We start from the raw sequence: 13,951 nt of genomic DNA on the forward strand, positions 1-13,951 counted from the left end.
GTGGCGATCGTGACCGTGAGCGCAGCCGCCTCACACGTTGGAAAGATCCGCTCCAACAACCAGGACTCCGGCTTCGCGGGCGAGACGCTCTTCGCCGTGGCCGACGGCATGGGCGGGCACGCCGGGGGCGACGTCGCGAGCGCGCTCGCGCTGAACCGGCTCGCCGAGATCGACGGGCAGTACAACTCCGCGGTCGACGCCGAGTTCGCACTGCAGGAGGCGATCGTCGCCGCGAACGCGGTGCTCACCGAGACGGTCTACGAGCATCCGGAGCTCACCGGAATGGGCACCACGTTGAGCGCCCTCGTGCGGGTGGGGCACAGCGTCGCCCTCGCCCACATCGGCGACTCCCGGGTGTACCGCCTGCGCGACGACGTGCTCACCCAGATCACCGTCGACCACACCTTCGTGCAGCGCCTGGTCGACTCGGGTCGCATCACCGCCGAAGAGGCGAAGACGCATCCGCGCCGCTCCGTGCTGATGCGCGTGCTCGGCGACGTCGACGCCGCACCCGAGGTCGACCTGCAGGTGATGGACACCCGGCCGGGCGACCGCTGGATGCTCTGTTCCGACGGCTTGAGCGGTGTGGTCGAGCGCGACGACATCGAGAAGATCCTGAAGAACACGATCGCCCCCCGCGACGCCGCGAACGCGTTGATCAAGGAGAGCCTCGACCACGGCGCGCCCGACAACGTCACCGTGGTCGTGGTCGACGTGCACCAGTCATTCGAGACCCCCGAGGTCACGCCCGTGGTGGTCGGCTCGGCGGCGCAGCCGATCGCGTTCGAACAGACCACCGGGCGGCGCACCACCCGCATGACGAGCATTCCCGGTATCCCGGGCCTCCGTCTGCACCCTCGTGGTCCCGCCTCCACCGAGCCCAGCCACTTCGAGCCCGAGTCCGACGACTACCTCGACGAGCTGATCGAAGAGGACCGCCGCCGCAGCCGCCGCCGCAAGGTGACCTGGCTGGTGGGGGTGCTCGTGGTGCTCGCGCTCATCGCTGCGGGGCTCTACGCCGGCTACCGCTGGACGCAGACGCGGTACTACGTCGGCGCATCCAACGGCTCGGTCGCCATCTTCCAGGGCGTGCAGCAGAGCGTCGGCCCGATCGAGCTCTCGCACGTGTTCCAGGAGACCGACATCCCGACGGATGCGCTGCCTCCCTTCAATCAGCGGCAGGTCGAGAACACGATCAGTGCGGATTCGGTGACGGCCGCCCTCGAGATCGTCAAACGGCTGAGCGACGCGGCCGCCGAGGGCGGCACGGGCGACGGCACCGATGCGGGCACCGGCGACGGCACGAGCACGACCCCGGCCACGCCTCCGCCCACCGCCCCACCGACAGGGGCGGCACCATGACCGACGTCACCGCCACCACCACCGTGCCGGCCGAGCCCACGCCCGGTCGCGGCATCCGTCGCATCCGGGTGCCCCAGAAGCTCCGCAATCTCGAACTCTTCCTGCTGCTGTTCGTCTGCGCCGTCAACGCGCTGGCCGTGGTGCTCGTGCAGTTCGGCGCGCTCGGTTACGCCGACGGCACCGTCGTCACTCTCGGCGCGGGTCTCGCGGTGCTCGTCTTCGGCATGCACATCGCCTTGCGGTTCGTGGCCACGAACGCCGATCCGTTCATCCTCCCCATCGCGGCACTCCTGAACGGCATCGGCATCGCGGTGATCTACCGCATCGACATCGCCGAAGACCTCACCGGCTGGGAGAGCACCGCCGTGCGCCAGGTGGTCTGGTCGGGCATCGCGATCGCGCTGGCGATCGCCGTCATCCTCGTCATCCGCAACCACCGCGTGCTGCAGCGCTACACCTACCTCGCGATGCTGGTGGCGGCGGTGCTGCTCCTGCTCCCGATGCTCCCCGTGATCGGGCAGGAGATCTACGGCGCCCGGGTCTGGATCCACATCGGCGAGTTCTCGTTCCAGCCCGGCGAGGTGGCGAAGATCGCCCTCGCCGTGTTCTTCGCGGGCTACCTGGTCTCCCGCCGCGACAGTCTCTCGATGGTGGGCACCAAGTTCCTCGGCCTGCGCTTCCCGCGCGCCCGCGATCTCGGGCCCATCCTCGTGCTCTGGGCGCTGTCGATGGCCATCATCATCTTCCAGCGCGACCTCGGCACGGCGCTGCTCTACTTCGGCCTGTTCGTCGTGATGATCTACGTCGCCACCGGCCGGGCGAGCTGGGTGGTGCTGGGCGTCGGCCTCTTCGTGGCGGGCGCACTCATCGCGAGCCAGGTGCTGGTGTACGTCAACGACCGCTTCACGAACTGGCTGGATGCGTTCAACCCGGCCATCTACGACGAGACCGGCGGCAGCTACCAGCTCGTACAGGGGCTGTTCGGGCTCGCGAACGGCGGACTCATCGGCACCGGGCTCGGCCAGGGCCGGCCCGACATCACCCCGCTCGCGCAGAGCGACTACATCATCGCCTCCGTCGGCGAGGAGCTCGGTCTGGCGGGCCTGTTCGCGATCTTCGCGCTGTACCTCATCTTCATCTCGCGCGGCTTCCGCATCAGCTTCGCGGGGCAGGACGACTTCGGCCGGCTGCTCGGCGTCGGGCTGTCGTTCACCGTCGCCCTGCAGTGCTTCATCGTCATCGGCGGCGTCACCCGGGTCATCCCCCTCACCGGTCTCACCACACCGTTCATGGCCGCCGGCGGATCGTCGCTCGTGGCGAACTGGATCATCGTGGGCCTGCTGCTCCGACTGTCGGACACAGTGCGCAATCAGCCAAGGCTGGTGATCTAGAACCGTGACCCGAGAACTCAAGCGCGTCAGCATCGTGGTCTTCCTGATGTTCCTGGCCCTGTTCGCATCGAGCACCACCATCCAGTTCTTCCAGGCCGACAACCTCGCGAGCGACGCCCGCAACGCCCGCACCATCTACGCCAGCTACGACACCGAACGCGGTGCGATCCTCGTCGCCGGCCAGCCGGTGGCCGAGTCGGTGCCCACCGACGACGAGTACAAGTACCAGCGCGTCTACCCGCAGGGGCCGCTGTACAGCGCCATCACCGGCTACTACACGCTCGGCCAGGGCTCGAGCCAGATCGAGCAGTCGCTGAACGACTACCTCTCCGGCACCAGCGACTCGCAGTTCCTGGAGTACCTCAACCGTCTGGTCACCGGGCAGAACCCGCAGGGCGCATCCGTCGAGCTCACCATCGATCCGGTGGTGCAGCAGGCCGCCTACGACGCGCTCGGCAGCTACCAAGGGGCCGTCGTGGCCATCGAGCCGTCGACCGGGCGCATCCTGGCGATGGTCTCCAAGCCCGACTTCGACCCCAATACCCTCGCCGTGCACGACACCCAGCAGGTGATCGACACCTACGACCAGCTGCTCGCCGCTCCGGGCGACCCGCTCATCAACAAGACCATCAACGACCTGAACCCGCCCGGCTCCACCTTCAAGATCGTCACCACCTCGGCGGCGCTCCAGAACGCCGGGTTGCCGGTCGACCACACCGAGCCGAACCTCGCCCGTTACCCGCTGCCCGGCAGCGACCAGACCGTGAGCAACGCCGGCGGCGGAACCTGCGGCGGCGGCGACCAGGTCACGATCGCGACCGCGTTCATCCTCTCCTGCAACATCCCGATGGCCGAGCTCGGCGTGGAGATGGGCGAGCAGCCGCTGGCCGACATGGCGAAGGCCTTCGGCTTCGGCAGCGAGCTCAGCGTGCCGATGGATGTCTCGCCGAGCGTTTTCCCGCGTGGCCTCGACGACGCGCAGCTGGCTCTCTCGTCGTTCGGCCAGGGCAGCGATGTGGCGACGCCGCTGCAGATCGCGATGCTCTCGGCGGCCGTGGCGAACGGCGGCACGGTCATGACGCCGAACCTGGTCGACAGCATCCAGGCGCCGGATCTGAGCGTTCTGGAGAGCTTCGAGGCGAAGGAATTGTCGACCCCGCTGACTTCTACAACAGCTTCGCAACTTTCGGAGCTGATGGTTCAGGCAGTCGATAACGGCGCGGCGACTAATGCAAGAATAGACGGAGTCAGTGTGGCCGGTAAGACCGGAACTGCGGAGAACGGGGAGGGCGATCCCTACACGCTGTGGTTCACCGGTTTTGCTCCCGCAGACAACCCTCGGGTTGCCGTCGCAGTGGTCGTGGAAGATGGCGGTGGGTTGGGTCAATCCGGTTCAGGTAACGAATTGGCCGCGCCGATCGCAAAACGAGTACTAGAGGCGGTGCTGAGTAAATGAGACCCACAGCAGGGGTGACCTTCGGTGGCCGGTACGAGCTGTCCAATCGCATCGCGATCGGTGGCATGGGTGAGGTCTGGCAGGCCACCGACCTCGTGATCGGGCGCACCGTCGCCATCAAGATCCTGAAGGACGAGTACCTGGGCGACCCCGGGTTCCTCGAGCGCTTCCGGGCCGAGGCCCGGCACGCCGCCCTGGTGAACCACGAGGGCATCGCCAACGTCTTCGACTACGGCGAGGAGGAGGGCAGCGCCTACCTCGTGATGGAGCTCGTTCCGGGCGAGGCGCTCTCCACCATCCTCGAGCGCGAGCACGTGCTCTCGACCGACCGCGTGCTCGACATCATGGCGCAGACCGCGCTGGCCCTGCAGGCCGCCCACGCCGCCGGTCTCGTGCACCGCGACATCAAGCCCGGCAACCTCCTCATCACCCCCGACGGCCGGGTCAAGATCACCGATTTCGGCATCGCCCGCATCGCCGACCAGGTGCCGCTCACGGCGACCGGCCAGGTGATGGGCACGGTGCAGTACCTCTCGCCCGAGCAGGCCAGCGGCCAGCCCGCGTCGCCCACCACCGACATCTACTCGCTCGGCATCGTGGCCTACGAGTGCCTGGCCGGCAAGCGACCGTTCTCGGGTGAGTCGCAGGTGGCCATCGCCATGGCGCAGATCAACGAGACACCGCCCGACCTGCCGACCACCGTGGCAGAGCCGGTGCGCAACCTCGTGCTCTCGTGCATCGCCAAGAAGCCCGAAGACCGGCCGTCCTCCACCGGAAACCTGGCGCGCGCCGCCATGGCGCTGCGCCGGGGCGACATCGCGTCGGCCGCGGCTGCCGTGCCGGCGGTGCTCGGCGACGAGCCGTTGCCGGCCACAGCGGCCACCCGGCTGATGCCCGCCGCCGGTGCCGGCGCCACCCAGGCCACCACAGTCCTCTCCACGCCCGCGCCGCCCGTCGGGCCCCCGACACCGCCCGCGGCAGAGGTCGCCGAGGAGCCGAAGAAGCGCAGCCCCTGGACGTGGCCGCTCATCGTGCTCATCATCATCCTCGGTCTCGTGCTCGTCGGCACCATCGTGGCCCTCGTCGTGCAAGCGAACGGCAACAGCGCGCCGGCGACTCCGTCGACCTCGGCCTCGACGCCCACCCAGAGCAGCCCGCCGCCCACCACCCCCACGCCGTCGACCACGCCGACCTCGAACGTCGTCACCATCAGCGAGGGCGAGTTGAAGGGCAAGACCTTCGACGAGGCGGCGCAGATCCTTTCCGACAAGGGCCTCAGCGCCAACCGGGTGCCCGGCAACGCGGCCCCGAGCGCCGACCAGGTCGACGTGGTCTACCAGGCCACCCCGGTCGGCAACGTGCCGAAGGGCACCACGATCGCACTCACCGTCTACACGGCGGTGATCGTGCCGACGGCGCCCACCACCGCCCCCGCGCCCACCTCCGGCGTCAACACCGACGGCAAGGTCACGGCCGGCGGCACCTTCGTGATCGGCTGGACCTCCTACAGCTGCCCCTCCGGCACCACGCTCGACAGCTACTCCATCGAGGCGAGCAACGCCACCGTCACCATCCAGCCCGGCACGAGCAACTCGGCCACCCTGCAGGCGGCCTCGGCGGGCGGCCAGACGATGGAGATCAAGTACAACGTCACCTGCTCCGGTTCTGCCTCGGGCTTCTCACCGGCCCTCACCCTGCAGACCGAGGATTCGGGCAGCGGCGGGGGCAACGGCGGCGGGACCGGTGGCGGCAACGGCACCGGTGGCAACGGCGGATCCGGGAACTGACGACCCGCACCGTCCATCCCGCCGACCAGAGACTCACCGACATCGACCAGGAGCAGCAACAGTGACCGACGACAACCGTCTTCTCGCCGGGCGGTACCGCCTGGGCGAACTGATCGGCCGCGGCGGCATGTCGAACGTCTACTCGGGCCGCGACGAGCGGCTCGGCCGCCAGGTCGCGATCAAGTTACTGAAATCGTCCCTCGCCGGCGACCCGGTGTTCCGCACCCGCTTCCGGCAGGAGGCGCAGGCGGCGTCGCGGATGGCGCATCCGACCATCGTGCGCGTGTTCGACGCGGGCGAGGAGCGGGTCGCCGAGCCGGGCGGCTTCGAGGGCATCGTGCCGTTCATCGTGATGGAGTTCGTCGAAGGCAAACTCCTGAAAGACGTGATCAAGGAGGGCCCGGTCGACTCGGCCGAGGCCATCCGCATCACCGAGGGCATCCTCACCGCCCTCGAGTACTCGCACCGCGCCGGCGTCGTGCACCGCGACATCAAGCCCGGCAACGTCATGATCACCCACGGCGGCCAGGTCAAGGTGATGGACTTCGGCATCGCCCGCGCCATCTCCGACTCCTCCGCCACGGTGGCACAGACCACGGCCATTCTCGGCACCGCCCAGTACTTCTCGCCCGAGCAGGCCCGCGGCGAGTCGGTGGATGCCCGAACCGACCTCTACTCCACCGGCATCGTGCTCTTCGAGATGCTCACCGGGGAGCCGCCGTTCAGGGGCGAGACGCCGGTCGCGGTGGCCTATCAGCACGTCAGCGAGATGCCGGTCGCACCCTCGAGCATCAATCCGCTGGTCTCGCCCGCCATCGATCAGGTCGTGCTGCACGCCCTCGCCAAGGACCGCTTCGCCCGGTTCCAGAGCGCGGTCGAGTTCCGCACCGACCTCGAGATCGCCGGCGCCGGCAAGATCCCCTCGAAGCGGCTGCCCGCCGACGACTTCCAGTCCTCCCTCTTCGGTGCCCCGCCGAGCCTCGGCCAGGGCAGCGAGGCCGCGCTCACCCAGCTCGCCGGCGACGACGAGTACGCGGTGCGCACGCAGTCCCGGCCGCCGGTCGTGTGGATCTGGGCCGGCATCGCGTCGGTGGCGGTCATCCTCGTCGCGATCGTGTTCTGGGTGCTCACCCTGCAGCCCACCGACGCCTTGCCGAGCGCGTCACGGGAGGTCCCGACGGTCGCCGGCCAGACCTACGAAGCGGCGGATGCGACCCTCCAGCAACTCGACCTCGTCACCGCCCGCTACGACGTCTACAGCGACTCGGTGCCGGCCGGTCAGGTCGTCGGCACCGATCCGGCCGCCGGCACCATCGTGAGCCCGGGCACCGTCATCAGCGTCAACGTCTCGCAAGGCAAGCAGGCGATCGCCGTGCCGAACCTGCAGAACATGAGCGCGGCCGACGCCGCCAACGCCATCACGGCGGCGAAGTTCGTGGTGGGTTCGACCAACAAGGAGAACTCCCCCGACGTCCCGGCCGACGTGGTCATCCGCAGCGACCCCGCGAGCGGAGCGCAGGCCTTCGCCGGCGACACCGTCAATCTCTACGTTTCCAGCGGCATGGTGACAGTTCCGGATGTCCAGGGGCAGCCTATCGACGTCGCCAGCGGCTCCTTGACCGCGCTGCTGCTCGACGTGAAGGTGGAGCAGGATCCGGGCTGCAAGACGGCACCGTCGAACCCGGTGTCGACGCAGTCGATTGCGCCGGGCGACGCCCTGCAGAAGTCCCAGATCACCATCCGCTACTGCACCGGCTGACCGGGGAGCCGGCCGCCGACGGCCCTGCCGGACGGCAGGACTAGACGGCAGGTCTAGACGGCTTTGAGCAGCGGGTTGAGGTCGGCGGCCTTCGCCCGGGCATCCTCGAGGCCGGCGGTGGCGAGCCAGTTGCCGAGCATCCGGTAGCCGCCTTCGGTGAGCACCGACTCGGGGTGGAACTGCACGCCGAACACCGGCGCGCTGACGTGTCGGAGACCCATGATCACGCCGCCCTCGGTGCGCGACGTCACCACGAGGGTGTCGGGGACGGTGCCGTCGACCACCGCGAGCGAGTGGTACCGCGTGGCGGTGAAGCCGTCGGGCACGCCGTCGTAGAACGGGCTGGCGTCGTGGTGGATGACGGAGGTCTTGCCGTGCATGAGCTCTTCGGCATTGGTGACCGTGGCGCCGAGCGCCTCCGCGATGGCCTGGTGGCCGAGGCACACCCCGAGCAGCGGCGTGCTCGACTCCAGCGCGGCGAAGACGACCGGGATGGAGACGCCGGCGTCGGCGGGCTTGCCCGGGCCGGGCGAGAGCAGCACCGCGTCGTACTCGGCGATGGTGTCGGCCGCGGCCGCCGCGTCGAAGGCGTCGTTGCGCACGACCGTGGTCTCGGCCCCGAGTTGCTGCAGGTAGCCGTTCAGCGTGTAGACGAAGCTGTCGTAGTTGTCGATCACCAGTACGCGCGTCATTGGTCTACCGTCACATCCTGAACCGGGGCCGTCAAATCGTCGATCCAGGGGAACACCCAGAACGCGAGCACCGCGAGCACGATGGCGGCGAGCACCACGAGAATCAGGATGCGCACCCACACCGGGCCGGGCAGAATGCGCCACAGCGCTGCGTACATGTCTAGGCCCCCACGATTCCTGCGATCTCGGCGGGAGCACCCGCCGAGCGGGGCACCCAATCGGTCAGCACTCCGTAGGCGATGATGCGTTCGGAGGCGATGTAGAGCGGGTTGCAGCTGGTGAGCGTGATGAGCCGATCGGTGGGGGTCGCGCCCTCCACCTGCGGGACCGGGTCGATGACGCCGACGCCGTACGGCGTCACGTATTCGAGGCCGCGGAAGGTGTAGGTGTACCAGCCGTCCTGCGTCTCGACGTAGATCGGGTCGCCGACCTGCAGCTCGTTGATCTTGAGGAAGGGGCTGCCCCAGCCGTCGCGGTGCGCGGCCACGGCGAAGTTTCCCACGTCGCCCGGCATCTGGGTGCCCGGATAGTGGCCGGCCCCACCGTTGTTCAGCACCGAGCGGGGGTCGACCCCTTCGGCGATGGTCTTCTTGAAGTCCGCGCCGAAACGCGGCACGTACATCACCGCGAACTCCTGCGCTTCGCCCGGGGCTGCGACGCCCGCCGGCGGTTCGCCGTAGCGGAAGGTCGACGCGTCGCTGGTCGGCGCCGGCGCGGTGGCGGCCGGGGTCGACGCATCCGAACCGTCGCCGGCCCAGGAGTTGGCGAGATTGTTCGCATCGGAGGCCTGCTGGTTGTTCAGCATGATGCCGTTGAGCGAGAACTGCCAGCCGAGGAAGAGGAGCACCAGAACGCCGGCGGTGATGAGGAGCTCGCCGAGCACGCCCACCACACGGGAGAAGACGCTGCGCTTGGGTTTGCGCGGCCGTCGCAGCGGCGGTTCGGCGTCGACCGCGGCCGACGGGGTGGACTCGCTCATGACGACAATCCTAAGAGGCTCTGCCTGTGCTCGGCCCGCGAGAGAGTCGGCCTGTGGATAAAACGGTGGAGAACGGTGCAGGAAAGCCCGTTAGAATCGTCGGCATGGCTCGAGACAAAGCACCCACGAAGGACGTCGCCCGCCGCTCCCGGGACGTCCAGCGTTCCTCGGCCGACGACTCCTCCGCGAAGGCGCCGAACCCGGTGTGGTTCAAGCCGGTCATGTTCGGCTTCATGATCGTCGGCCTGCTCTGGATCATCGTGTTCTACGTCAGCCAGGGCGTCTTCCCGGTTCCGGCGCTCGGCAGCTGGAACATCCTGGTGGGCTTCGGCATCGCGTTCATCGGCTTCATCATGACCACGCGGTGGCGCTGACCCTCGCCACTCCGCCCCGGTTCATCCGGCGAATTACACCGGTGTAATTATCCCCAATGTGGAATCAGGTGTGGATAACTCCACAGCTGTGGATAACTCTGTGGATTCGGGGGACAGTTCTCAGACGAAAACGCGCACGACCGTGATGCCGACCAGAACCACGACGAGAGCCGCCAGCAGCAGGATCTGCACGGTCCGCATCCGAATCGGTCGTGTACGAACGTAGATCAATGCGACGAGGAGGCCCGTCGCCAGCCCGCCGACGTGCGCCTGCCAGGAGATGCCCGGCACGATGAAGCCGTAGGCGAGGTTGATCACCACCAGCACGAGCAACTGCACGCTGTTGCCGCCGAGGTGCCGGTTGATGACGAAGAACGCACCCATCAATCCGAAGATGGCACCGGATGCCCCCACCACCGGTTGCAGCGGATCCCCGAGCAGCACGACCGCCACCGAACCGCCGAAGCCGGAGATGAGGAAGAGCGCGAGGTAGCGCCACCGGCCGAGCATCCGCTCCAGCACGCTGCCGAAGATGAACAGCGTGTACATGTTGAGGAGCACATGCAGGATGCCGCCGTGCGTGAACACGGCGGTGAGCATCCGCCACGGCTCGAAGGGCGCGCCCGGGATGGGCAGCACGTACGCCGGAGCGAATTGGAGCGCCCGGGTCACCCCGAGGCCGGGGATCGACTGCAGGCCGAAGACGAGGAGACAGATCGCGATGAGCGCGTACGTGACCACCGGAGCGCCGGCGCCGGTGAGATTCTGCAGGAACGCGGGGCGGCCGCGGCGCACCCGAGGAGCCTCTCGCCGATCCTGCGCAGCGCACTCCACGCAGTGCACGCCGACCGCGGCCTGAACCTGGCACTCCGGGCAGATCGTGCGCCCACACCGTTGGCAGAGCACGAAACTCTGCCGGCCGGGATGCCGGTAGCAGTAGTTGTCCGGCGAATCAGGGATCGAGGTCATCGCGCGTGCCTGAGGACTGCGCGGGTCAGACCGCCTCGACGGTGACGCTCTCGAGCACGACCTCGTCGAGCGGACGGTCGTACGCATCCGTCGCGACGCCGGCCAGCTTGTCGACGACCCGCTTGGACGCGTCGTCGGCCACCTCGCCGAAGATGGTGTGCTTGCCCTGCAGCCACGTGGTGGGGCCGACGGTGATGAAGAACTGCGACCCGTTGGTGCCCTTGCCGCCCTGGATGCCGGCGTTGGCCATCGCGAGCACGTAGGGCTCGTTGAAGTTCAGCTCGCCGTTGATCTCGTCGTCGAACTTGTAGCCGGGGCCACCGGTGCCGTTGCCGAGCGGGTCGCCGCCCTGGATCATGAAGCCCGGGATGATGCGGTGGAAGACGATGCCGTTGTAGAGCGGTGCGTTCGTGGGCTGGCCGGACTTGGGGTCGGTCCACTCGATCTCGCCCGTGGCGAGGCCGACGAAGTTCTTGACGGTCTTGGGCGCCTGGTGGCCGTAGAGGTTGACCACGATCGGACCGTGATTGGTGGTGAGGGTAGCGACGTGCGTGTGTGCGGGCATGATGTCGATTCTATGCCCACCGCTTCGGGCTTCCAGTGAAGCTCCAGGGTATGCCAAGTGGATGATCAGTGCCTCGAACTACTGCGGGGCAGGGATGCGTGGCAAGATGACAATGTCCGTGCTTACGCCGATGGAGGTTTCTGATGAGTCTTTCCCGCAAGCGCCGCAAAGCGCTCAAGCGCCTGAAGGGCACGGCCGAGGACCTGTGGGTCGACCAGCAGGCCGTTCTCGACCGGGCCAACGCCATCCTCCGCGAGGCCGGCAAGCAGGCGAGCTTCCTCGCCGATGAAGAGGTGCGCCCGCGGGTGAGCGCGGCCGTCGGCACCGTGGCTCCCGCCATCAGCAAGAACGTGGCCGCGGTGAAGGTCGCCGGCCAGACCGCGAAAGACCGCTTCGCCTCCGACGTCATCCCGGCGCTGGCCGGGACGGTCGGCTCGGCGGCCGCGGTGCTGCAGCTGGCGCGCAACCCCGAATTCGTGCAGAAGGCCGGTAAGAAGGCGGCTAAGGCGGCGAAGACCATCCAGAAGTCGGCGCCGAAGCAGTCGGGCGGCTCGAAGGCCGGCCTCGTCGTGCTCGTCACGGTCGGCGTCGTCGCCGCAGCGGGCGTCGGCTACGCCCTCTGGCAGACCTTCCGGGCCGACGACGAGCTGTGGATCGCCGACGAAGACCCGGCGCCCGAGACCAACCCGGAGTCCTGACCTCCGCATCGAATCGCAGAAGCCCCGAGCCATCCGCTCGGGGCTTCTGTCATTCCTCGACCGGTTGCCGCAGTATCGTGCGCAGCTTCGCCGGATCGGTGCGCCGCGGGTCGCTGAGGTAGATCTCGTGGTGCTTGCCGCGCATCCGCAGTCCGAGACCTGGGATGACCTCCTCATGCATCCGCTCGAGCACCGGACCTTCGTCGTCGAACGACCCGACGTGCAACGTCTGCACGCAGCGCCCCTCGGCGAGCGTCTCGAAGCGCACATCCGCCAGCCGCGCCGGCGCCTTCTTCGCGCGGACCCGCTCGACGGCCGCCCCGACATCGTCGGCATCGAGCCACTCGGGCACGAGCAGCATCATCGTCCACTGCCAGCGCGACTTGTCGCGACCCGTGGTGAACGCAGCGAGGTCATCGGCCCACCACAGCCCTTCGAGGGGCGGCACCACGTAGTCGCGCCCGAGCTCGGCCTTGCTCGCGAACTTCAGCGAGTACGCCACCGGATAGAGCGCCTCCAGCGCCCCGGTGTACAGAACAGACGTGTTCGGATCCCCGTGCCCATCCACCATCAGATACGACAGCGCCGGCACATCGAGAACCAGGAACTCCCCCACCCGCCCGGAGTACCGATCGACCTTCTTGAGGTCGACCTTCCCCAACGCAGCCCGTCCCATCCCTACAGAATAAAACCAGCCACTAACGACGAAAAGGATGCGTGTACGCATCCTTTTCCATAGGCAGAGTGGAAGTAAGGGGAATACTGTCGAAAAGTGCCCCGCCCTTGCGCCGCATAGTGAGTACCCATCATCTCATCCGACAGCGACCTCTGCTACAGCGTCGCCACGGCCGGAAACTCCCCACTCATCTCCCGCCTTTGAGCGAGGAGAAGCTGGTCATCGCTGAAGCTCGATACGAAGCAGGCGCGACTCTCAAGGCGATTGCTTCAGACCTTGGAATCAGCCGCCAGTCACTTGCGCACCAGCTACGCAAGCGCGGGTTGAAACTCCGAGGCCGTGCTCCTGAGCCGCACGAGGTCGATGAGATGCGTCGCCGATACGAGGCTGGCGACTCGCTTGAAACGGTCGGCAGCAGACTTGGGTTCTCGGCGGGCACAGTGCGCACCTGGCTCATCGACTCAGGAGTCGCAATGCGCGATACCCACGGTCGCAGCAAATAAATCGTCCACTGCACGTGAATACTCCGGGATAGGTCGCCTGTCCGAGCCTAATTAGGCGTGGCCTTGCCAGTCCACTAGGGACTGCCCCGAGTTTGGTTGACGTCTGATCTGTGAGGATTCGTCCTCGCTGGAAGGATGTCCCTGTGGCAAAGCCGTATCCCAAGGAGTTCCGAGACGACGTCGTGGCGGTGGCCCGACAGGGCCAGACGCCGCTGTCGCAGATCGCGAAGGACTTCGGTGTCTCCGAAGGGTCCTTGTCGAACTGGATGAAGCAAGCAGACATCGAGGACGGACGACGTCCCGGTCTCACCGGCGCCGACCAGACGGAGCTGCGCGAGGCGAAGAAGCGCATACGTCTGCTCGAGCAGGAGAACGAGGTGCTCCGCCGTGCGGCGGCGTATCTGTCGCAGGCGAACTTGCCGGGAAAATAGTCTTCCCGCTCGTCCGTGAGATGGCCGCGGCCGGCGCTCCGATCAGGGTGCCGGTCGTGGTGGCGTGCAGGGTTCTGGGCTTATCGACCCAGGGGTACTACAAGTGGCTGAAGGCCCCGATCTCCCAGCGGGACTGGGACGATGCTCACCTCATCGACGTCCTCTACGAGGCTCACCGCGATGATGCGACCCTCGGCTACAGATTCCTCACCGATGAACTGTCCGACGAGTAGAGGGTGTCAGATCGTTTGTGTAAGGGGTGTCGGCTTCTTACGGAAGGACGACACTGATGACCATGATCGACAAGGA

The 13,951-nt window shown here is 67.6% G+C and carries 13 protein-coding genes and 1 pseudogene; 8 read left to right on the plus strand and 6 right to left on the minus strand.

The annotated features are described in order from the left end of the window. From AC3WLB_RS18420 to pknB, 5 genes are all read left to right on the plus strand, one after another. Complete coding sequence (locus AC3WLB_RS18420) at positions 1 to 1,362, plus strand: PP2C family protein-serine/threonine phosphatase (protein ID WP_492508488.1); 1,362 nt, start codon at positions 1 to 3, stop codon at positions 1,360 to 1,362. Next, the gene (locus AC3WLB_RS18425) at positions 1,359 to 2,753 is read left to right on the plus strand and encodes an FtsW/RodA/SpoVE family cell cycle protein (protein WP_492508490.1); all 1,395 of its coding nucleotides are present in this window, start codon (positions 1,359 to 1,361) and stop codon (positions 2,751 to 2,753) included. Before AC3WLB_RS18420 ends, AC3WLB_RS18425 begins: the two co-directional genes overlap by 4 nt. A 4-nt stretch (positions 2,754 to 2,757) precedes the next feature. Further along, positions 2,758 to 4,209, plus strand: a complete 1,452-nt coding sequence (locus AC3WLB_RS18430) for a peptidoglycan D,D-transpeptidase FtsI family protein (RefSeq protein WP_022898423.1) — start codon at positions 2,758 to 2,760, stop codon at positions 4,207 to 4,209. Next, on the plus strand, positions 4,206 to 5,996 hold the full coding sequence (locus AC3WLB_RS18435; RefSeq protein ID WP_492508492.1) for a serine/threonine protein kinase: 1,791 nt from the start codon (positions 4,206 to 4,208) through the stop codon (positions 5,994 to 5,996). Before AC3WLB_RS18430 ends, AC3WLB_RS18435 begins: the two co-directional genes overlap by 4 nt. A gap of 61 nt (positions 5,997 to 6,057) precedes the next feature. Further along, complete coding sequence (pknB, locus tag AC3WLB_RS18440; RefSeq protein WP_492508494.1) at positions 6,058 to 7,755, plus strand: Stk1 family PASTA domain-containing Ser/Thr kinase; 1,698 nt, start codon at positions 6,058 to 6,060, stop codon at positions 7,753 to 7,755. Positions 7,756 to 7,808: 53 nt separating this feature from the next. On the opposite strand, the gene AC3WLB_RS18445 is transcribed toward pknB, so the two are convergent. From AC3WLB_RS18445 to AC3WLB_RS18455, 3 genes are read right to left on the minus strand one after another with little or no spacing between them, the layout of a single operon-like run. Beyond that, entirely contained in the window at positions 7,809 to 8,447 is a 639-nt protein-coding gene (locus AC3WLB_RS18445) for an anthranilate synthase component II (protein ID WP_492508496.1), read from the minus strand. Beyond that, a complete protein-coding gene (locus AC3WLB_RS18450; RefSeq protein ID WP_022896811.1) occupies positions 8,444 to 8,605 on the minus strand; it encodes a hypothetical protein in 162 nt (53 codons plus the stop codon). Before AC3WLB_RS18450 ends, AC3WLB_RS18445 begins: the two co-directional genes overlap by 4 nt. Before the next feature lie 2 nt (positions 8,606 to 8,607). Then, on the minus strand, positions 8,608 to 9,426 hold the full coding sequence (locus tag AC3WLB_RS18455) for a class E sortase (protein ID WP_492508499.1): 819 nt from the start codon (positions 9,424 to 9,426) through the stop codon (positions 8,608 to 8,610). A gap of 104 nt (positions 9,427 to 9,530) precedes the next feature. Between AC3WLB_RS18455 and AC3WLB_RS18460 the strand changes: the two genes are divergently transcribed. Beyond that, a complete protein-coding gene (locus tag AC3WLB_RS18460) occupies positions 9,531 to 9,800 on the plus strand; it encodes a cell division protein CrgA (RefSeq protein WP_492508501.1) in 270 nt (89 codons plus the stop codon). Positions 9,801 to 9,920: 120 nt separating this feature from the next. Here the strand turns inward: AC3WLB_RS18460 and AC3WLB_RS18465 are convergent, their stop codons facing one another. Together AC3WLB_RS18465 and AC3WLB_RS18470 are read right to left on the minus strand one after the other, a co-directional pair. Beyond that, a complete protein-coding gene (locus AC3WLB_RS18465; protein ID WP_492508503.1) occupies positions 9,921 to 10,769 on the minus strand; it encodes a rhomboid family intramembrane serine protease in 849 nt (282 codons plus the stop codon). A 25-nt stretch (positions 10,770 to 10,794) separates the two neighbouring features. Continuing rightward, positions 10,795 to 11,334, minus strand: coding sequence for a peptidylprolyl isomerase (locus tag AC3WLB_RS18470; RefSeq protein ID WP_492508505.1), 540 nt, complete (start codon positions 11,332 to 11,334; stop codon positions 10,795 to 10,797). A 143-nt stretch (positions 11,335 to 11,477) separates the two neighbouring features. Between AC3WLB_RS18470 and AC3WLB_RS18475 the strand changes: the two genes are divergently transcribed. Further along, entirely contained in the window at positions 11,478 to 12,032 is a 555-nt protein-coding gene (locus AC3WLB_RS18475) for a hypothetical protein (protein ID WP_022898427.1), read from the plus strand. A 49-nt stretch (positions 12,033 to 12,081) separates the two neighbouring features. On the opposite strand, the gene AC3WLB_RS18480 is transcribed toward AC3WLB_RS18475, so the two are convergent. Continuing rightward, positions 12,082 to 12,708, minus strand: a complete 627-nt coding sequence (locus AC3WLB_RS18480) for a GyrI-like domain-containing protein (RefSeq protein WP_492508507.1) — start codon at positions 12,706 to 12,708, stop codon at positions 12,082 to 12,084. A gap of 646 nt (positions 12,709 to 13,354) precedes the next feature. Here AC3WLB_RS18480 and AC3WLB_RS18485 point away from each other — a divergent pair. Next, positions 13,355 to 13,863, plus strand: a pseudogene (locus tag AC3WLB_RS18485) (transposase); the annotation flags it as partial. Positions 13,864 to 13,951 lie beyond the last annotated feature (88 nt).

Source organism: Herbiconiux sp. FW305-C-125, from assembly GCF_058783455.1.

Excerpts from the sequence above, each read along its gene's own strand:
- AC3WLB_RS18425 (WP_492508490.1), top strand. The coding sequence starts at position 1,359 with ATGACCGACGTCACCGCCACCACCACCGTGCCGGCCGAGCCCACGCCC.
- AC3WLB_RS18435 (WP_492508492.1), top strand. The coding sequence starts at position 4,206 with ATGAGACCCACAGCAGGGGTGACCTTCGGTGGCCGGTACGAGCTGTCC.
- AC3WLB_RS18445 (WP_492508496.1), bottom strand. The coding sequence starts at position 8,447 with ATGACGCGCGTACTGGTGATCGACAACTACGACAGCTTCGTCTACACG.
- AC3WLB_RS18450 (WP_022896811.1), bottom strand. The coding sequence starts at position 8,605 with ATGTACGCAGCGCTGTGGCGCATTCTGCCCGGCCCGGTGTGGGTGCGC.
- AC3WLB_RS18455 (WP_492508499.1), bottom strand. The coding sequence starts at position 9,426 with ATGAGCGAGTCCACCCCGTCGGCCGCGGTCGACGCCGAACCGCCGCTG.
- AC3WLB_RS18460 (WP_492508501.1), top strand. The coding sequence starts at position 9,531 with ATGGCTCGAGACAAAGCACCCACGAAGGACGTCGCCCGCCGCTCCCGG.
- AC3WLB_RS18465 (WP_492508503.1), bottom strand. The coding sequence starts at position 10,769 with ATGACCTCGATCCCTGATTCGCCGGACAACTACTGCTACCGGCATCCC.
- AC3WLB_RS18470 (WP_492508505.1), bottom strand. The coding sequence starts at position 11,334 with ATGCCCGCACACACGCACGTCGCTACCCTCACCACCAATCACGGTCCG.
- AC3WLB_RS18475 (WP_022898427.1), top strand. The coding sequence starts at position 11,478 with ATGAGTCTTTCCCGCAAGCGCCGCAAAGCGCTCAAGCGCCTGAAGGGC.
- AC3WLB_RS18480 (WP_492508507.1), bottom strand. The coding sequence starts at position 12,708 with ATGGGACGGGCTGCGTTGGGGAAGGTCGACCTCAAGAAGGTCGATCGG.